This is a genomic window from Nonomuraea polychroma (assembly GCF_004011505.1).
Taxonomy (GTDB): Bacteria; Actinomycetota; Actinomycetes; order Streptosporangiales; family Streptosporangiaceae; genus Nonomuraea; species Nonomuraea polychroma.
The window spans coordinates 6,652,506-6,670,642 of record NZ_SAUN01000001.1; the positions used below are offsets into that span (position 1 = coordinate 6,652,506).

Consider the following 18,137-nt stretch of genomic DNA (forward strand, 5'->3'; position numbering starts at 1 on the left):
ATTGTTAGCGTTCACATTGAACTCCAGAGGGGGTTTCCGGGGGCATGACCATCATCTACCTAGCAGGGGCTGTACTCGACCTCACCACGAAGCTGGGCCTCACGACCAGGCGCTCGAGCGCGGTGGGCCCCACGTCGATCTGCCGCAGCAGCACCTCGATGCAGTGCCTGCCCACCACGTCGAAGTCCTGCCTGACCGTCGTGAGCGGCGGTGAGAAGAACTCGGACTCGGGGATGTCGTCGAAGCCGACCACGCTGATCTGGTCGGGGACCCGCACGCCCAACTCGCTGAGCGCGCGCAGCACGCCGAGCGCCATCTGGTCGTTGGCCGCGAAGACGGCGGTGACGCCGTCCATCGCGGCCAGACTCTTGCCCGCCTCGTAACCGGCGCGCGGGCTCCAGTCGCCGGCCAGCGGCTCGGGCACCGGCCGGCCGGCCTCCTCCAGGGCGGCACGCCAGCCCTGGAGTCTGCCCTCGGTCTCCAGCCACTCCGGCGGGCCGCTGACGTGCCAGACCGTCTCGTGACCCTGCTCCAGCAGGTGCCGCGTGGCCAGCTTGGCGCCCTCGATCTGGTCGATGCAGACCGCCGACACGTCGTCCCGATAGGTGGTGCCCTCGACCGCCACCGCCGGCATGCCGACCGGCAGGCCCTCCAGAGCGGCCGTGGCCGACAGTTGCGGCGCGACCACCACGACCCCGTCCACACCCTGCTCGGTGAGGTAGTCGAGGGCGTCGCGCATGCTGTCGGGGTCGATCGTCTTCAGGCTCACGATGCTGACGAAGTATCCCGCGGTCCTGGCCGCCTGCTCGATGCCGTAGATCGTGCTGGCCGGGCCGTACAGCGTGGTGTCGAAGCTGACCACGCCGAGCGTCCGCGACCGCTTGGTGACCAGGGCGCGGGCGACCAGGTTGCGCCGGTAGCCCAGCCGGGAGATCGCCTCCTCCACCCTGGCCCTGGTGTCGGGGCGGACGTTCGGATGGTCGTTGAGCACCCGGGAGACCGTCTGGTGCGACACGCCTGCCTCCCTGGCCACGTCGGCCATGACCGGGAGGCGGCGTTTGGGGGTGGTCACGGTCTCTCCTTTCGCGGGGCTCTGTGGATCTGGCGAACGGGAAACCTGCTCTCTAGATCGCCGCCCTCCTGTCCGTGCCGGGAAACGTCCGTAGGGCAGTGCCTGCTACCTGTGGCCAGGGGGGCAGATTTCCCATTCGTACTCAGCGCGACGCGCCTGCCCTGCGCTTGGTCCAGACATCGAAGGCGACGGCCGCCAGGAGCACGGCACCCTTGACGAGCATGACCCGCTCGCTCGGGGAGCCGATGAGGGACATGCCGTTGTTGATGACCGCCATGATCAGGCCGCCGGTGATCGCGCCGACCACCTTGCCGACGCCGCCCTGGACGGCCGCGCCGCCGATGAAGGCCGCGGCGATGGCGTCCAGCTCGAAGCTGTTACCCGCGGTCGGACCCGCCTGGTTGAGACGGCCGGCGAAGATGATGCCGGCGACCGCCGACAGCACGCCCATGTTCACGAAGATCCAGAAGACCACCGACTTGACCTTCACGCCGGACATGACGGCCGCCTGGAGGTTGCCGCCGATGGCGTAGATCTGCCGGCCGAAGACCGTACGGTTGGCCATCAGCGAGTACGCCAGCACCAGCACCGCCAGAAGCACCAGCACCCACGGCAGGTTCTTGAAGCGGGCCAGCTGCACGACGAGGAAGAGGATCAGCGCGGCCCCGGCGGCCATCTTCAGCACGAACAGCGCCATCGGCTCGACCGTCTGGCCGTAGCCCTTGCGGGCACCCCGCGTGCGCCACTGCGAGATCACCATGCCGGCGATCGCGACCAGGCCGATGAGGAGGCTGAACAGGTCGGCGCCACCGAGCGGGCCCAGACCGATGTTGCCGAGGTAGCCGTTGGTGAAGCCGTTGGCCAGCGTGCGGACCTGGTCGGGGAACGGGCCGATGCCCTGGTTGCCGAGCACGGTGAGGGTCAGCGCCCGGAACAGCAGCATGCCGGCCAGCGTCACGATGAACGCGGGGATGCCGAAGTACGCGATCCAGTAGCCCTGCCAGGCCCCGATCAGCGCGCCGGCCACCAGCGTGATGAGGATCGCCAGCGGCCACCACATGCCCATGTTGACCATGAGCACGGCGGCCAGCGCCCCGGTGACCGCGACCACCGAGCCGACCGACAGGTCGATGTGCCCGGCGATGATGATCAGAATCATCCCGATCGCGAGGATCAGGACGTAGGAGTTCTGGACAATGATGTTGGAGATGTTCTGCGGCTGGAGCAACGCGCCGTCGGTCAGCACCGAGAACAGCACGACGATCAGCGCGAAGGCGATGTAGATACCGCTCGAACGCAGGTTCAGCGACAGTCCGCCGAGCGACACCCGTCCCGGCTGCCGTGGCGCTCCCCCGTCGCCCTTGGCGCCGACCTGCACGTCGGCGGGCGTGATGCTACTCATCTTTCCTGTCCCTTGGTCATCAAGTACATGAGGTGTTCCTGCGTGGCCTCCTGGCGCGGCACCTCGCCGGTGATGCGCCCCTCGGAGAGGGTGTAGATGCGGTCGCACAGGCCCAGCAGCTCGGGCAGCTCAGAGGAGATCACCAGCACGGCCTTGCCCTCGTCGGCCAGGCGGTTGATGATCGTGTAGATCTCGTACTTGGCGCCGACGTCGATGCCCCGGGTCGGCTCATCGAGAATGAGCACGTCGGGCTCGGTCAGGATCCACTTGGAGAGCACGACCTTCTGCTGGTTGCCGCCGCTGAGCTTGCCGACGACGCTGTTGACGCTGGGCGCCTTGATGTTCATGCTCCGGTGGAACTCTTCGGCGACCCGATACTCCTCGTTCTCGTTGACCCAGCCCCGCTTGGACAGGCCCTTGAGCCCGGCCGCGCTGATGTTGCGCTTGATGTCCTCGATGAGGTTGAGCCCGTACCTCTTGCGGTCCTCGGTGGCGTAGGCGATGCCGTGCTTGATCGCATCCTGCACGTTGCGGATCTCCACCGGACGGCCGTCCTTGAAGATCTTGCCGGAGATGTGCACGCCGTACGCGCGGCCGAACACGCTCATCGCCAGCTCGGTGCGCCCGGCGCCCATCAGCCCCGCAAGGCCCACGATCTCACCGCGACGCAACGTCAGATTGGCTCCGTCGACTACCTTCCTGCCTGGTTGGCTGGGGCTGTGGACGGTCCAGTCCTCGATGCGCAGCGCCTCCTCCCCGATCGTGGATCCATGCCCGGAATCGGCCGACATGCCATGGCGCGGCGGGAAACGGTTGTCGAGGGCGCGGCCGACCATGCCGGAGATGATCCGGTCCTCGGTCACCTGGTCCGTCGCCATGTCCAGCGTCTCGATCGTCCGCCCGTCGCGGATGATCGTGACGGAGTCGGCGATCGCGATGACCTCGTTGAGCTTGTGGGAGATGATCACGCACGTGATGCCCTCGTCCCGCAGGCCGCGCAGCAGGCCCAGCAGGTGAGCCGAGTCGTCGTCGTTGAGCGCGGCGGTCGGCTCGTCGAGAATGAGGAGCTTGACCTCCTTCGACAACGCCTTGGCGATCTCAACGAGCTGCTGCTTGCCCACGCCGATGTCGGAGATCGGCGTCGTCGGGTTCTCGCGCAGGCCGACCCGCTTCATCAGCTCGCCGGCCTCGTAGTTGGTGCGGTTCCAGTCGATGACGCCGCGCTTGGCGCGCTCATTGCCGAGGAAGATGTTCTCCGCGATCGACAGCTGCGGGCTGAGCGCCAGCTCCTGGTGGATGATGACGACGCCGGCGTGCTCGCTGTCGCGGATGCCGCTGAACTCGCAGCGCTTGCCCTCGAAGGTGATCTCACCTTCGTACTCGCCGTGCGGGTAGACCCCGGACAGCACCTTCATCAGCGTCGACTTGCCGGCGCCGTTCTCGCCGCAAATGGCATGGATCTCGCCCCGCCGGACGGACAGGGTGACGTCCTGCAGCGCCTTCACGCCGGGGAACGTCTTGGTGATCCCGCTCATCCGCAAGATGTGCTCGGTCATAGTGCCCCTCACTCAGAGCAGCCCCGGGGACGCACAGGCGTCCCCGGGGCTTAGGCCCTTACTTGAGCTGGTCCTCGGTGTAGTAGTTGCCGCCGATGATGACTTCCTTGTAGTTGTCCTTATCGACGATCACCGGGTCGAGCAGGTACGACGGGACGACCTTGTTGCCGTTGTCGTAGTCCTTCTCGTTGTTGACCTCGGGCTTCTGGCCCTTGAGCACCGCGTCGGCCATCTTCACGGTCTGCTCGGCGAGCTTGCGGGTGTCCTTGAAGATCGTGGAGTACTGCTCGTCGGCGATGATCGACTTGACCGACTGGAGCTCGGCGTCCTGGCCGGTCACGATCGGGTACGGCTTGCCGTAGCCGGAGCTCTTCAGCGCCGACAGGATGCCGATGGAAAGGCCGTCGTACGGGGAGAGCACGCCGTCGACCTTGGTGCTGCCGGTGTAGGTCTTGGTGAGGATGTCCTCCATGCGCTTCTGCGCCGTGGCGGGGTCCCACCGCAGGATGGCGGCCTGCTTGAAGTCGGTCTGGCCGCTCTTGATCACGAGCGTGCCGTCGTCGATCTTCGGCTTCAGCACCGACATGGCGCCGTTCCAGAAGAACGTGGCGTTGTTGTCGTCGGGCGAGCCGCCGAACAGCTCGACGTTGAACGGGCCCTTCTTGCCGTCCTCGACGCCCAGGCCCTTCAGGAGGGACGTGGCCTGCTGCACGCCGACCTTGAAGTTGTCGAACGTGGCGTAGTAGTCGACGTTGGGGCTGTTGCGGATGAGCCGGTCGTAGGCGATGACCGGGATCTTGTTGTCGGCGGCCTGCTGCAGCTGCGAGGTGATCGCCGTGCCGTCGATCGAGGCGATGATCAGGAGCTTGGCGCCCTTGGTGATCTGGTTCTCGATCTGGTTGGCCTGGGTGGGGATGTCGTTCTCGGCGTACTGGAGGTCGACCTTGTAGCCGAGCGCCTCCAGCTGCTTCTTGACGTTGTCACCGTCGTGGATCCAGCGCTCCGACGACTTGGTGGGCATGGTGACGCCGATCAGGGCGCCCGCACTGCCGGCGGAGGCCGAGGAGGAGGCCTCGGCGTCAACGGTCTTCTGGCTGGAGCCACAGGCCGTCATGGTCGCGGCGAGCGCGATGGCGGACACCACGCCCCCGATTCGTCCCAACCTCATGAATGCATCTCCTTGCGATGGGGGTCGCGGCAGCGCTGGAACACGGCGACTGCCGAATGAAACAGCGAGTGTGATCACAGAGCGTGACGAATCAGCACAAAGTTCGCGTTTCGTTTCCGCCGATTGTTATCGTTAACAACGTCTATGTCAACGGTCGACCATAACCTCATGGAAACGTTCCGGTAACGCCTCCACCAGGTCAGCGGCGCGATCGGGCCGAGAACAAGCGCTGCAGCAAGATGAAGACGAAGAGCAACAATCCGATGAAGATCTTTGTCCACCACGAGTTGAGCGTGCCCTCGAAGCTGATGATCGTCTGGATCAGGCCCAGCACGAGCACTCCGAGCACAGTGCCGAGGACGAAACCGCTGCCCCCGGTGAGCAGCGTACCTCCGATGACGACCGCTGCGATCGCGTCCAGCTCCATGCCCACGGCGTGCAGGCCGTAGCCGGAGAGCATGTAGAACGACAGCAGCACCCCGCCGAGCGCCGAGCAGAAGCCGCTGATCGTGTAGACCGCGATCTTCGTCCGTGCCACGGGCAGCCCCATCAGCAGCGCCGACTGCTCGCTGCCGCCGGTGGCGTACACGGACCTGCCCAGGCGCGTGTAATGCAGGACATACGCCGCCACACCCACGACCACCAAAGCAATGATCACGCTCGGTGAGATCCACAGGTCCGCGAACAGGTCGATCCGCGTCTGCGCGAACGCCGTGAACGTGGGGTCCTCGATCGGGATCGAGTCCGTTCCGATCGTGTAACACAGCCCGCGCGCCAGGAACATGCCCGCCAGCGTCACGATGAACGGCTGGATGTCGAAGGCGTGGATGATGTAGCCCATCACCAGCCCGAGCCCGGACCCGATGGCCAGCACCAGCGGCACCACCAGGTACGGCGGCCACCCGGGCCCCGCCATCAGGCTCGCCGAGACCATCGTGGACAGTGCCACGACCGAGCCCACGGACAGGTCGATGCCCCCGGTGAGGATCACGAACGTCAACCCCACCGCGACCACCAGCAGGAAGCCGTTGTCGATGAAGACGTTGAGAATGACCTGCCCGCTGGCGAAACCCTCGTAGCGGATGCCGCCCACCACGAACATGGCGGCGAACAGGCAGCCGGTCACCAGGACCGGCAGGTACTTGGCCGGGATGGACGTCCGGCCCATCGCTATCGTCGTCATGCGGTCACCCGCACCTTCTCCTCAGGGGCCGGGCTGGGCGGTGCGGTGCGCCCGCGCCGGCGGAACGCCTTCGCGCGGAAGGACGGGGACTGGATGAGGCAGACGGCCGTCACGACCAGCGCCTTGAACAGCAGCGTGGTCTCCGGCGGCACACCGATCGAGTAGATGGTCGTGGTCAGCGTCTGGATGATCAGCGCGCCGAGCACGGTGCCGCTGAGCGAGAACCGGCCGCCGGCCAGAGACGTGCCGCCGATCACGACGGCGAGGATGGCGTCCAGCTCGATCCACAGGCCGGCGTTGTTGCCGTCGGCGCTGGAGACGTTCGAGCTGATCATCAGGCCGGCGACGCCCGCGCACAGGGCGGCGAACGCGTACACCACGATGATGATCCCGCGCGCCCGGATGCCGGCGAGCCTGCTGGCCTCGGCGTTGCCGCCGACGGACTCCAGCAGCATGCCCAGCGCCAGCCGCCGGGTCAGGAACGCGGTGATCGCCAGCACGGCGACCACGATGATCACGCCGAACGGCAGGGTCAGCCAGTAGCCGCCGCCGATCACCTTGAACGCCGGGCTGTTGATCGTGATGATCTGCCCGTCGGTGATGAGCTGGGCCAGGCCGCGGCCGGCCACCATGAGGATGAGTGTGGCGATGATCGGCTGGATGCCGACGGCGGCGACCAGGAACCCGTTCCAGGCCCCCAGCACCAGGCACAGCCCGAGCGCCGCCGCCACAGCGGTGAACAGGCTCGCGTCCTGGCTGATCAGCAGGCACGCCAGCGCGCCCGAGATCGCCACCACCGAGCCGACCGACAGGTCGATGCCGCCGGTGGCGATGACCAGCGTCATGCCGAGCGACACCAGGATCAGCGGCGCGCCGAAGCGCAGGATGTCGATCAGGCTGCCATAGAGGTGGCCGTCCTTGACCTCGATCGAGAAGAAGCTGGGCGTGAAGAACACGTTCAGCGCCAGCAGCAGCACGAGGACCACCACCGGCCACAGCAGGCGTCTCATGAGGCTCGCCCTCCGCTCGCGATGGTCTCCATCAGCACGTCCGTCGTCAGCGACTCGTCGTTGGGCAGCTCGGCCACCAGCCGCCGGTCACGCAGGACCTCGACCTTGTGGCTGAGCCGCAGCACCTCCTCCAGCTCGGCGGAGATGAACAGCACCGCCATGCCACCGTCGGAGAGCTCCGCCACGAGCCGCTGGATCTCGGTCTTCGCGCCGACGTCGATGCCCCGGGTGGGCTCGTCGAGGATGAGCAGCTTGGGCTCGAGGATGAGCCATCTGGCCAGCAGGACCTTCTGCTGGTTGCCGCCGCTGAGGTTGCGGACGAGGTGCTCGGGGTTGGGCGGGCTGATCTTCAGCGCCTTGATGTACTTGCCGACCAGCTCGTCCTGCTGCTCGCGGGGCACCGGCCTGGTCCAGCCTCTGGTGGCCTGGAGTGCCAGGATGATGTTCTCGCGGACGGTGAGGTCCGGGATGAGGCCGTCCGCCTTGCGGTTCTCCGAGCAGAACGCGATCTTGTGGGTCATCGCGGCGCGCGGCGTGCGCAACGACGCCGGCGACCCGCCGATCGTGATCTCGCCCGTCCCGGCGTGGTCGGCGCCGAAGAGCAGTCTGGCGATCTCCGTACGGCCGGAGCCGAGGAGCCCGGCCAGGCCGACGACCTCGCCCTCGTGGATGGTCATGGTGAACGGCTCGATCGCCCCGGTACGGCCCAGCTCGCGTGCCTCGACCAGGGGGCGGTCGAAGACCTTGGCCTCCCCGTGCAGGCGCTCCAGTGCGGCCAGCTCCTGGCCGATCATCTTGGCCACCAGCTGGACCTGGCTCAGCTCGCGGGTGAGGTACTCGCCGACGAGCTTCCCGTTGCGAAGAATCGTCATGCGGTCCGAAATTTCATAGATCTGGTCGAGAAAGTGGGAGACGAAGAGGATGGCGATGCCTTCCTCCTTCAGCCGCCTCATCACCCTGAACAGCTGATCGACCTCGCCCGCGTCCAGGCTGGACGTGGGCTCGTCCAGGATCAGCACCCGGGCCTCGACGTCGATCGCCCGCGCGATGGCCACCATCTGCTGGATGGCCAGCGAGTACGTCGACAGCGGCGCGGACACGTCCAGGCTCAGCTCCAGCCGCGACAGCAGCTCGTTCGCCCGGGCCCGCATGCGCTTCCAGTCGATGCGCCCGAAGCGGCGCGGCTCGCGGCCGATGAAGATGTTCTCGGCCACAGACAGGTTCGTGCAGAGGTTGACCTCCTGGTAGACCGTGCTGATGCCGGCCTGCTGCGCCTCCAGGGGGCTGCCGAACGCGACGGGCGCGCCGCCCAGCTCGATGGTGCCCGCGTCGGCGGGGTACACGCCGGTGAGCACCTTGATCAGGGTGGACTTGCCCGCGCCGTTCTCCCCCATGAGCGCGTGCACCTCGCCGGGCAGCAGCCGCAGGTCCACGCCGTCCAGGGCCTTCACCCCCGGGAACTGTTTGCCGATCCCGCTCATCGTCAGGACCGGCGCGGGAACTGCCATGTCGCCCCTTTCTGTGTTGATGGCCTCACTCCGTGAGGCCGGCTCGGTCGCCAGACGCCGCCGTCTTCCTCCGCTCTGGTCGCTGCGCTCCCGCCGCTCCTCCAGACGACGGCACTCCCTCGCGTGTTTGGGGTCTGCACCCTGCCTCGTCACTACGCTTTCTCCGCCCCGCCGTCCAGACGGCGACGCTCCTGTGCTGTTCGCACGGCCCGCACTCCGGCGGGCGTTCCTTCCGAAGGAACCCGGACCACTCCCGGGCCGCCCGTACCCCGGCCGGCGTCCCCTTCCGAAGGACTCCGGCCGAAGTGCGGTGGGCGGCCCGGGCCGGTGATCAGTACTGGCGGGTGGACAGGACCTGCTTGGCCTGGTCCTGGGTGAACGTGGTCTCCTCGGTCACCACGCGGGGCGGCACCTGCTCGCCCTTGACGACCTTCTTGGCCAGGTCCATCAGCTGCGGGCCGAGCAGCGGGGAGCACTCGACGATGTAGTTGATCTTCCCGTCGGCGAGCGCCTGCATGCCGTCCTTGACGGCGTCGACAGTGATGATCTTGATGTCCTTGCCGGGCACCTTGCCCGCGCCCTCGATGGCCTCGATGGCGCCCAGACCCATGTCGTCGTTGTGCGCGTACAGCACGTCGATGTCCGGCTGGGCCTTCAGGAAGGCCTCCATGACCTCCTTGCCCTTGGCCCGGGTGAAGTCGCCGGTCTGCGAAGCGACGATCTTGAACTTCGACTCCGCACCGATGATCTCCTGGAAGCCCGCCTTGCGGTCGTTGGCCGGGGCCGAGCCCGTCGTGCCCTGCAGCTCGACGATGTTCACCGGGTCAGTGCTGTCCTTGTACTCCTCCACCAGCCACTTACCGGCCTTGCGGCCCTCCTCCACGAAGTCCGAGCCGAGGAAGGTCTTGTAGAGGGAGGTGTCCTTGGAGTCCACGGCGCGGTCGGTCAGGATGACCGGGATCTTCGCGTTCTGCGCCTCCTTGAGCACCGTGTCCCACCCAGACTCCACCACCGGCGAGAAGGCGATGACGTCCACCTTCTGCTGGATGTAGGAGCGAATGGCCTTGATCTGGTTCTCCTGCTTCTGCTGGGCGTCGGAGAACTTGAGCTCGATGCCCGCGTTCTTGGCCGCGTCCTGCACGGACTTGGTGTTCGCCGTCCGCCAGCCGCTCTCCGCGCCGACCTGCGAGAAGCCCATGGTGATCGTGCTGTCGCCGCCACCGCTCGTGCCGGCAGTAGTGCTGCCGCCACCGCCACAGGCCGCCACCGACATCGCGGCGAGTCCGGCGACCACCAACGCCGAGATCCTCTTGAACACTTGGGGGGTTCCCTTCTGATGTGAACGCTAACAGTCCGGGGACCGGACGCCGGCGCCTGCTACCTTCCAGTACGGCTCAGACCCGGACCGTGCTGGCCCGGAGTACGAACGTCGGCGGCACCACGAGCCGCTGCCGCTCCTCGGGACCGCCTTCGAGCTGCCGTACGAGCACCTCGATGCTGTGTCTTCCCACCGCGTCGAAGTCCTGCCTGATGGTCGTGAGCGGCGGCGAGAAGTACGCCGACTCGGGGATGTCGTCGAAGCCGACGACGCTCACCTGGTCGGGCACCCTCACCCCCTGCTCGGTGAACGCCCGCAGCACCCCGAGCGCCATCTGATCGTTGGCGACGAAGACCGCGGTGACGTTCTTCATGCGCGCCAGGCTGCGGCCCGCCTCGTATCCCGAGCGCGGGCTCCAGTCCCCGGCGAGCGGTTGCGGGGCCTCGCGGCCCGCCTGCTCCAGCGCGGCCCGCCACCCGGCCACACGGCCCTCGGCCTCCAGCCAGTCGGAGGGGCCGCTGACATGCCAGACCGTCTCGTGGCCCAGCGACAGCAGGTGCTCAGTGGCGAGCCTGCCGCCCGCGACCTGGTCCACGCAGACCACCGACACATCCCCCGCGTGGCCGCCTTCGACGGCGACGGTGGGAATGCCGAGTGGCAGGTCGGCCAGGGCCTGGGCGGCCGAGCGCTGCGGCGCGACCACCACGACCCCGTCCACCGCCTGGTCGGCCAGGTAGTCGAGGGCGTCGCGGACGCCGCTCTTGTCGATGGACTTGAGGCTGACGATGCTGACGAAGTAGCCGGCCGACCTGGCCGCCTGCTCGATTCCGTACACCGTGCTGGCCGGGCCGTACAGCGTGGTGTCGAAGCTGACCACGCCGAGCGTCCTCGACCTTTTGGTGACCAGGGCGCGGGCGACGAGATTACGGCGGTAGCCGAGCTTGTCGATCGCTTCGAGCACCCGGGTGCGGGTCTCGCTGCGCACGTTCGGGTGATCGTTGAGCACGCGCGAGACCGTCTGATGCGACACACCGGCCTCCTTGGCCACGTCGGCCATCACCGGTAGGCGGCGCCCCAGGGTGGGTCCCACTGCCATGCTCCTTTCCTGGCTTGGCCACGACTGTGAACGTTAACAACGGGTCGCGTCAAGGGTCGCAGCATTACGGTCGGGTTACGTGAGCCGGGCTCTTGACGGGGCGGCCGCGCGGTCCTTAACTTGTCGCGAATCGCAGTTGTTAACGCTAACTAAATTGTTAGCGCTAACAAGACCCGAGGAGCCCCCCAACTCATGATGCGAATCGCCTTATCCGTCCTGCTCGTGGCGGGCCTGCTGGTGGCACCACCGGCGGCCGCGCTGGCGGATCCCATCCCCGAAGGCGCGGTCGTCGACCAGTTCGACGGCACCACGCTCGGTGAGGACTGGACGGTCCTGTCGCCCGACAACTCACGCTGGTCGATGTCCGCGAGCGCGCTCCATGTGGACACCCTGACCGGCGACACCCACCAAGGCACGAACAACGCCAGGAACCTCTTCCTCGTCGACGTCCCCGCGGGCGACTTCGAGGTGGTCACCAAACTCAGCGCGCCGGTCACGCTCGACTACCAGAGCGCGGGCCTGCTCGCCTGGCAGGACTGGGACAACTATGTACGGGCCGGGCTGGCCCACGTCGGGTTCGCCGGCGGGCCGGTGATCGAGACGGCCACCGAGGTGGGGGCCGCCTTCACCTCGTCCTTCGCGGCCCGCGCCGGCTCGACCGGCGAGATCATCAAGCTGGCGCGGACCGGGGACGAGTTCACCTCCTCCTACTGGGACGGCTCGGCGTGGGTGCAGGCGTCCAAGACGACCGCGCGGATCGACGTCAAGCAGCTCGGGCTGTTCGCACTCTCGGCGCAGAACGGCACGTCCATGCGCGCCGACTTCGACTACATCGCCGTCAAGGCGGCCGAGGGCCGGGCCGTGGTACCGTCGGGCGCGTTCACGCTGCGGGCGGCGGCGCTGCCGTACCTGTCGGCCGACAAGTCCGGCGCCGTACGTGCCACGGCGCGGCCGCCGATGGCCGGCCTGGCCGTCACGGCCACGGCGAGCGGCGACGGCGTGACGCTCAAGGACGAGGCCACGGGCCAATACCTGCAGGCCACGGAGGACGTGAGGCTGAGCGGGGCGGCATCGGTCTTCCAGCTCAAGGACGCCGGCGGCGGCAAGGTCACGCTCTCCTCCGGCGGCCGCAACGTCTCCATCAGCGACGGCAAGCTCGTCATGGGGACGGAGGCGACGAAGTTCCGCGTCGAGGGATATCTGTCGGGCAAGCTCACCGTGGACGCCAAGGCCAAGGGCACCAAGGTCAGCCCGAACCTCTACGGGGTGTTCTACGAGGACATCAACCACGCCGCCGACGGCGGGCTCTACGCCGAGCTCGTGCAGAACCGCTCGTTCGAGTTCAACTCCGTCGACGAGCGCTCCTACACGGGCCTGACCGCGTGGAGCAAGGCCGAGCGCGGCGCCACCGCCACCCTCGCGGTCACCGGCGAAGACCCCCTGAACCCCAACAACCGCAACTACCTGCGGCTCGACGTGACCGGCGACGGCACGGCGGGCGTGAGCAACGCGGGCTTCAACCGCGGCCTGCCGCTCAAGGCGGGCAAGCGGTACGACCTGTCGTTGTGGGCCAGGCGGGCGCAGGACGCGCCGCTGACGGTCACGGTCGAGGAAGGGACCACCGTGCTCGGCACCGCGACGCTGCAGGTCAAGGCGGGCGGCTGGGCGAAGTACCAGGCCTCGTTCACGGCGTCGGCCACCACGGACGCCGGTCGCCTGATCGTCCAGGCCCCCGCCGGGCGGACCGACCTGGACATGGTCTCGCTGTTCCCGCATGACACCTTCAAGGGTCACGGCATGCGGACGGACCTGGCCAGGATGATCGCCGACCTGAAGCCGCGGTTCCTGCGCTTCCCCGGCGGCTGCGTGACCAACGTCGGCACGTACGACCCGTACTCGCTGAACCAGGACCGGCGGCGCATCTACCAGTGGAAGGAGACGATCGGCCCGGTCGAGGAGCGGCCGACGAACTTCAACTTCTGGGGTTACAACCAGACGTATGGGATCGGCTACTACGAGTACTTCCAGTTCGCCGAGGACATCGGGGCCGAGGCGCTGCCGGTGTTGTCGGTGGGCGTCAACGGCTGCGGCGAGAACCGGCCGCTGACCGACGAGGCCAAGCTGGCCAGGTGGGTGCAGGACACGCTCGACCTGATCGAGTTCGCCAACGGGCCGGTCACCTCCGAGTGGGGCAAGAAGCGGGCCGAGCTCGGGCATCCCAAGCCGTTCGGGCTGGACTACATCGGGCTGGGGAACGAGGAGATCTATCCCGAGTTCTTCACGAACTACCCGAAGTTCGCGAACGCTGTCCGGGCCAAGTACCCGGACATCAAGATCATCAGTAACTCCGGGCAGACGTCGGGAGGCGCCTGGTTCGACCGGATGTGGCAGTTCGCCCGCGACCAGAAGGCCGACCTGGTCGACGAGCACTACTACAACAACCCCGACTGGTTCCTGACCAACAACCACCGCTACGACTCCTATGACCGCAACGGGCCGAAGGTGTTCGTGGGCGAGTACGCCTCGCGCGGCAACACCTTCCACAACGCGCTGGCGGAGGCCTCGTACATGACGGGCCTCGAGCGCAACTCCGACGTGGTCGAGCTGGCCTCGTACGCACCGCTGCTGGCCAACGTCGACTACGTGGACTGGACGCCCGACCTCATCTGGTTCGACAACGACCAGGCGTACGGCTCTCCCAGCTACCACGTGCAGCGGCTCTTCTCCACGAACGTCGGTGACCGAGTGGTGCCGAGCTCGTTCGAGGCCGAGGCGAAGCCGGAGGAGCACATCAAGGGCGCGGTGGGCCTCGGGGCCTGGCGTACCCAGGTGCGCTACGACGACGTGAAGGTGACCGCGGCGGACGGGACCGTCCTGCTGTCGGACGACTTCTCGGCGGGCGCGTCCCAGTGGACCCCCGCCCTGGGGACGTGGACCGTGCAGGACGGCGCGTACGCGCAATCCGCCCTGGTCGAGGACGCCCGGTCCACGGCGGGCTCGGCTGACTGGTCGAACTACACGATGGAGGTGACCGCCCGCAAGACCGGCGGGGCCGAGGGTTTCCTGGTGATGTTCGGCGTGCGGGACACCGGCACCTTCTACTGGTGGAACGTCGGCGGCTGGAACAACACCCAGTCCGCCATCGAGAAGGCCGTGAACGGCGGCAAGTCCTCGATCGCCACGTCCGCCACCACGGTCGAGACCGGCCGGGACCACCGGCTGAAGATCGAGGTGAGCGGACGCAAGATCACGACCTGGCTGGACGGTCAGAAGGTCAACGAGTTCGTGGACAGTGGCCGGGTGGAGCCGCTGTACCAGGTGGCGTCCAGGGACGGTGACGCGGTGACGCTCAAGATCGTCAACGCCCAGGACACGGCCGTCCGCAGCACCGTCGATCTCGGCGAGCTGCGGGTCCGCCCGACGGCCAAGGTCACGTCGCTGACCGGGGCGCCGTCGGACATGAACTCGATCGCGGAGCCGGAGCGGGTGGCGCCGGTGGAGTGGCGGGCGAACGGGTTCTCCTCGTCCTTCACCTACGACTTCCCCGCCCACTCGGTGACGTTCGTGGAGCTCACGGAACGGTGAGACAAGGGGCGGCGCCGCTCCAACCGGACGGCGCCGCTCCCGCCGATTACTGGATCACCCGGTAGTGGGTGGTCAGGCGGCCGTCGTCGTCGAAGACGTGGAAGGCGATCGACGGGGGCACGTCATAGTCGGCGCAGTTTTCCGGTGACGTGCCTCCTTCCTCCCACGGCAGCTTCAGCGTCGAGATGACCCCCGGGCCGACCAGCAGCGGACGCCCGGCGAAGGTGGTCGCGGCCGCCGTGTGGGCGTGGCCGACCAGGACGGCGGCCACGTTCGGGTGCCGGGCGATCAATGACTCCAAGGGCTCCGGCCGCCGCAGCATGATGGCGTCCGCGATCGGGCTGTGCAGCGTCACCGGCGGATGGTGGAACGCGACGAACACCGGCAGCTCCCGCTCCCCCTCCAGCACACCCTCGAGCCAGGCGATCGTCTCATCGTCCAGAAGCCCCGGATTCTGACGGGGCGGAATGGAGGAGTCGCACATCGCGTAGACCGCCTTGGAGCTGCGAAACACCTGGTTGATCGGCCGGCCGCCGGGGTCGGGCAGGCCGAGCAGCACCCGGCGGAACTCCTCACGCACATCGTGATTGCCGGGACCGACCAGGACGGGATGGCGGGAGGTCAGCAGCTTGCGAGCCTCCTCATACTCCTCCGCCACCCCATGGTCGGCGATGTCGCCGGTGACGAGCACCATGTCGAGGTCCCCGGGCAGGGCGTCGAGATAGCGCATCACGGCGTTGGCGCGATCGACGCTGCCGGGTGTGGCGCCGATGTGGATATCGCTCAGATGGGCGATCACGATCATGACTGGAGTCCTTCCCTTATGACAAGCCCTCTCACCGTATGCCGGGCTCCGGACAGACCGTAGATCCAGTTCCGGGCGAAAAGCTCACGACCAGTTCCGGAGCGGAGAACGCCCTGGCGGGACACGGGCTGGAACTCGGCAGGCCGGCCGGTCGTTCTTCTCCATGAACACCGAGGAGGGACATGGGCTGGCACTACAACAAGTCAATCAAGGTGGGACCGTTCCGGATCAACCTGTCACGGCATGGAGTCGGCCACAGCTTCGGCAACCGGCGTTTCTACGTCACGGCCACCCCTGACGGCCGTCGGCACGTGTCCCTGCGCCTGCCCGGCGGCTTCCACGTGGGTAAGACGTTCGGAAAGCGCAAGTACTACAGGCATTACTAAACCCGATATATCGCGCTTTGTCGGGGTAGCAGAGGCTCACTCGCGAATCTCATAGGAGGAATGCGATGGGCTGGAGCTACCGAAAGTCGATCAAGCTCGGGCCGTTCCGGCTGAACCTGTCCCGCGGCGGAGTGGGACACAGCTGGGGCAACCGGCTGTTCCGGGTGACGCGGACGGCGGACGGCCGCCGTACGTTGTCGGTCAACCTGCCCGGCGGCTTGCACTGGCGCAAGACCCTCGGCGGTCGCCACTGACCGCTCCCTATAGAAACGGGCCGGAGGTGAAGACCTCCGGCCCGTCCCCTTTCCCACACCCTCCGGTGCCGTCAGAGTGAGGAATGAGCAGGGCCGGCTGAAAGTGCTCATTTGGTGAGCACTTTGGCAGGGAGAATCGCAGTATCAGGAACCGGAGAAGGGACACCGACATGCTGCGGGGATTCGCGACGCTCAACTTCTACGCGGCCGACTTCGAGGCGGCCAAGAGCTGGTACGCCGAGCTGCTCGGCGCCGAGCCGTACTACGACATCCCGGGCGCGTACGCCGAGTTCCGCCTCGGCGACTACCAGCACGAGCTCGGTCTGATCAACAGCCGCTTCGCCCCCGAGGGCGCGACGCACGGGCCCGCGGGCTCGATCATGTACTGGCACGTGGACGACCTGCAGGCCGCGTTCGACCGGCTGCTCAGCATGGGGGCCAAGGAATACCAGCCGATCACCGAACAGGGCGAGGGCAAGGGCTTCGTGACCGCGTCGGTGGTGGACCCGTTCGGCAACATCCTCGGCATCATGCGGAACCCGCACTACCTCGAGGTGCTGACCGGCAAGCGGCCGGTCTGACATCCTGGACCCGTGTCGCGCCCGCACATCCTGCTCACCGCCCCTCCCCGCACCGGCAAGACCACCGTGATCCGCCGCCTGGCGGAGCTGCTGCAGGGAGCGGGCGTGCCGGTGCGCGGATTCGTCAGCGACGAGGTACGCGAGCACGGCCGGCGGATCGGCTTCACGATCGAGGAGTTCGGCGGGGAGAAGGCGGTCATGGCCCACGTCTCGTGGATGTCCGGCCCCCGGGTGGGGAAGTACGGCGTCAACGTGCCGGAGTTCGAACGCATCGCGCTGCCCGCCATCGAGCGTGCGCTGGCCACGAAGGGCGCGGTCGCGCTCGTCGACGAGATCGGGCCGATGGAGCTGCTGTCGCCCGCGTTCCTGCCGCGCTGCGTCGCGCTCTTCGACGCCGACATCCCCGTCGTGGCCACCGTCCACCAGCGCAGCCGGCCGTCGTTGAAGTCACGCATCGAGGCGGAGCTGATCACCGTCACCCCGCAGAACCGCGACGAGCTGCCCCACACGCTCAGCCGCCTGCTGTCGGCCTAGCGGCTCTGCGCATTCCGCACGAGCAGGCCGTACGATGTCGCGTGTCCATACGTCCCAGCCGACCGAGTCGCAGCGCGTGTATCTCTGCCTCGTCGAACGACGTCTCCTGAGCGATGATCACCACTTATGGGGCTCCCTGATATGTCGGGTGAAGTGACGCGATCGAGCATAGGTGTGGGGCGGTTGATCCTGCTGTGCGGGCTGCCGGGCGCCGGGAAGACCACGCTGGCCAGGCGGCTGGCCAGCGAGATCCCGGCCGTCCGGCTGTGCCCGGACGAATGGCTGGCGCACCTTGGCCTCGACCTCTACGACGAGCCGGCCCGCGACCGGCTGGAGAGGCAGCTCTGGCGGCACGCCCAGGACCTGCTGAGGCTCGGCCAGACCGTCATCCTGGAGTACGGCTTCTGGGCACGTGCGGAACGCGAGGCGATGCGGCTCGGCGCGCGTGCGCTGGGCGCGACCGTCGAGCTGCGCTATCTCGCGGTGCCGCTGGAAGAGCTGCATCGCCGCCTGGAGCGCCGCAACGCGGCCGGCGACGCGGGTACGGCGCCGATCAGCCGTGACCTGCTCGACCAATGGGCGACGATCTTCGAGCCTCCGACACCTGACGAGCTGGCCCGGTACGACGCTTGAGCCGGGCGTCACCGCGCTCGAACCGCTCCGCCCGGCGCTCATTGAC

Annotated in this window: 16 protein-coding genes; 6 read left to right on the top strand and 10 right to left on the bottom strand. The window is 67.6% G+C overall.

Going from position 1 to position 18,137, the window contains the following annotated elements:
- Positions 1–55: 55 nt before the first annotated feature.
- The 9 genes from EDD27_RS30340 to EDD27_RS30380 form a co-directional block, all read right to left on the bottom strand.
- A complete protein-coding gene (locus tag EDD27_RS30340; protein ID WP_338324671.1) occupies positions 56–1,072 on the bottom strand; it encodes a LacI family DNA-binding transcriptional regulator in 1,017 nt (338 codons plus the stop codon).
- A 142-nt stretch (positions 1,073–1,214) separates the two neighbouring features.
- Positions 1,215–2,474 (bottom strand): multiple monosaccharide ABC transporter permease, encoded by a 1,260-nt coding sequence (mmsB, locus tag EDD27_RS30345; protein WP_206641724.1) that lies wholly within the window; start codon positions 2,472–2,474, stop codon positions 1,215–1,217.
- A complete protein-coding gene (mmsA, locus tag EDD27_RS30350; protein WP_127935414.1) occupies positions 2,471–4,030 on the bottom strand; it encodes a multiple monosaccharide ABC transporter ATP-binding protein in 1,560 nt (519 codons plus the stop codon). The genes mmsB and mmsA overlap by 4 nt, the downstream gene beginning before the upstream one ends.
- A gap of 58 nt (positions 4,031–4,088) precedes the next feature.
- Positions 4,089–5,198: a multiple monosaccharide ABC transporter substrate-binding protein gene (chvE, locus tag EDD27_RS30355; RefSeq protein WP_127935415.1), complete on the bottom strand. Its 1,110-nt coding sequence runs from the start codon at positions 5,196–5,198 to the stop codon at positions 4,089–4,091.
- Positions 5,199–5,397: 199 nt separating this feature from the next.
- Positions 5,398–6,381, bottom strand: coding sequence for a galactofuranose ABC transporter, permease protein YjfF (yjfF, locus tag EDD27_RS30360; protein ID WP_206641725.1), 984 nt, complete (start codon positions 6,379–6,381; stop codon positions 5,398–5,400).
- The gene (locus EDD27_RS30365; RefSeq protein ID WP_127935416.1) at positions 6,378–7,391 is read right to left on the bottom strand and encodes an ABC transporter permease; all 1,014 of its coding nucleotides are present in this window, start codon (positions 7,389–7,391) and stop codon (positions 6,378–6,380) included. Before EDD27_RS30365 ends, yjfF begins: the two co-directional genes overlap by 4 nt.
- Positions 7,388–8,899: a sugar ABC transporter ATP-binding protein gene (locus EDD27_RS30370; protein WP_127935417.1), complete on the bottom strand. Its 1,512-nt coding sequence runs from the start codon at positions 8,897–8,899 to the stop codon at positions 7,388–7,390. Before EDD27_RS30370 ends, EDD27_RS30365 begins: the two co-directional genes overlap by 4 nt.
- A 331-nt stretch (positions 8,900–9,230) precedes the next feature.
- A complete protein-coding gene (locus tag EDD27_RS30375; protein WP_206641726.1) occupies positions 9,231–10,217 on the bottom strand; it encodes an ABC transporter substrate-binding protein in 987 nt (328 codons plus the stop codon).
- Between the two features lie 76 nt (positions 10,218–10,293).
- Positions 10,294–11,274 (bottom strand): LacI family DNA-binding transcriptional regulator, encoded by a 981-nt coding sequence (locus EDD27_RS30380; protein WP_127941067.1) that lies wholly within the window; start codon positions 11,272–11,274, stop codon positions 10,294–10,296.
- A 231-nt stretch (positions 11,275–11,505) separates the two neighbouring features.
- Here EDD27_RS30380 and EDD27_RS30385 point away from each other — a divergent pair, with 231 nt between their 5' ends.
- Positions 11,506–14,898, top strand: a complete 3,393-nt coding sequence (locus EDD27_RS30385) for an alpha-L-arabinofuranosidase C-terminal domain-containing protein (protein ID WP_127935418.1) — start codon at positions 11,506–11,508, stop codon at positions 14,896–14,898.
- A 46-nt stretch (positions 14,899–14,944) separates the two neighbouring features.
- Here the strand turns inward: EDD27_RS30385 and EDD27_RS30390 are convergent, their stop codons facing one another.
- Positions 14,945–15,703, bottom strand: coding sequence for a metallophosphoesterase (locus EDD27_RS30390; protein ID WP_127935419.1), 759 nt, complete (start codon positions 15,701–15,703; stop codon positions 14,945–14,947).
- A 182-nt stretch (positions 15,704–15,885) separates the two neighbouring features.
- On the opposite strand from EDD27_RS30390, the gene EDD27_RS30395 reads away from it, so the two are divergent.
- The 5 genes from EDD27_RS30395 to EDD27_RS30415 all read left to right on the top strand — a co-directional run bounded on the left by EDD27_RS30395 (position 15,886) and on the right by EDD27_RS30415 (position 18,091).
- Positions 15,886–16,089, top strand: a complete 204-nt coding sequence (locus EDD27_RS30395) for a DUF4236 domain-containing protein (protein WP_127935420.1) — start codon at positions 15,886–15,888, stop codon at positions 16,087–16,089.
- A gap of 65 nt (positions 16,090–16,154) precedes the next feature.
- Positions 16,155–16,343 carry a DUF4236 domain-containing protein gene (locus EDD27_RS30400; RefSeq protein WP_127935421.1) on the top strand — a complete coding sequence of 63 codons (189 nt, stop codon included), beginning with the start codon at positions 16,155–16,157 and terminating at the stop codon, positions 16,341–16,343.
- A 170-nt stretch (positions 16,344–16,513) separates the two neighbouring features.
- A complete protein-coding gene (locus tag EDD27_RS30405) occupies positions 16,514–16,924 on the top strand; it encodes a VOC family protein (protein WP_127935422.1) in 411 nt (136 codons plus the stop codon).
- Positions 16,925–16,936: 12 nt separating this feature from the next.
- A complete protein-coding gene (locus tag EDD27_RS30410) occupies positions 16,937–17,458 on the top strand; it encodes a nucleoside-triphosphatase (RefSeq protein ID WP_127935423.1) in 522 nt (173 codons plus the stop codon).
- A gap of 174 nt (positions 17,459–17,632) precedes the next feature.
- On the top strand, positions 17,633–18,091 hold the full coding sequence (locus EDD27_RS30415) for a P-loop nucleotide/nucleoside kinase family protein (RefSeq protein ID WP_206641727.1): 459 nt from the start codon (positions 17,633–17,635) through the stop codon (positions 18,089–18,091).
- Positions 18,092–18,137: the final 46 nt, after the last annotated feature.

Excerpts from the sequence above, each read along its gene's own strand:
- EDD27_RS30365 (WP_127935416.1), bottom strand. The coding sequence starts at position 7,391 with ATGAGACGCCTGCTGTGGCCGGTGGTGGTCCTCGTGCTGCTGCTGGCG.
- EDD27_RS30395 (WP_127935420.1), top strand. The coding sequence starts at position 15,886 with ATGGGCTGGCACTACAACAAGTCAATCAAGGTGGGACCGTTCCGGATC.
- EDD27_RS30405 (WP_127935422.1), top strand. The coding sequence starts at position 16,514 with ATGCTGCGGGGATTCGCGACGCTCAACTTCTACGCGGCCGACTTCGAG.
- EDD27_RS30385 (WP_127935418.1), top strand. The coding sequence starts at position 11,506 with ATGATGCGAATCGCCTTATCCGTCCTGCTCGTGGCGGGCCTGCTGGTG.
- mmsA (WP_127935414.1), bottom strand. The coding sequence starts at position 4,030 with ATGACCGAGCACATCTTGCGGATGAGCGGGATCACCAAGACGTTCCCC.
- EDD27_RS30380 (WP_127941067.1), bottom strand. The coding sequence starts at position 11,274 with ATGGCCGACGTGGCCAAGGAGGCCGGTGTGTCGCATCAGACGGTCTCG.
- yjfF (WP_206641725.1), bottom strand. The coding sequence starts at position 6,381 with ATGACGACGATAGCGATGGGCCGGACGTCCATCCCGGCCAAGTACCTG.
- EDD27_RS30390 (WP_127935419.1), bottom strand. The coding sequence starts at position 15,703 with ATGATCGTGATCGCCCATCTGAGCGATATCCACATCGGCGCCACACCC.
- EDD27_RS30400 (WP_127935421.1), top strand. The coding sequence starts at position 16,155 with ATGGGCTGGAGCTACCGAAAGTCGATCAAGCTCGGGCCGTTCCGGCTG.
- chvE (WP_127935415.1), bottom strand. The coding sequence starts at position 5,198 with ATGAGGTTGGGACGAATCGGGGGCGTGGTGTCCGCCATCGCGCTCGCC.
- EDD27_RS30370 (WP_127935417.1), bottom strand. The coding sequence starts at position 8,899 with ATGGCAGTTCCCGCGCCGGTCCTGACGATGAGCGGGATCGGCAAACAG.
- mmsB (WP_206641724.1), bottom strand. The coding sequence starts at position 2,474 with ATGAGTAGCATCACGCCCGCCGACGTGCAGGTCGGCGCCAAGGGCGAC.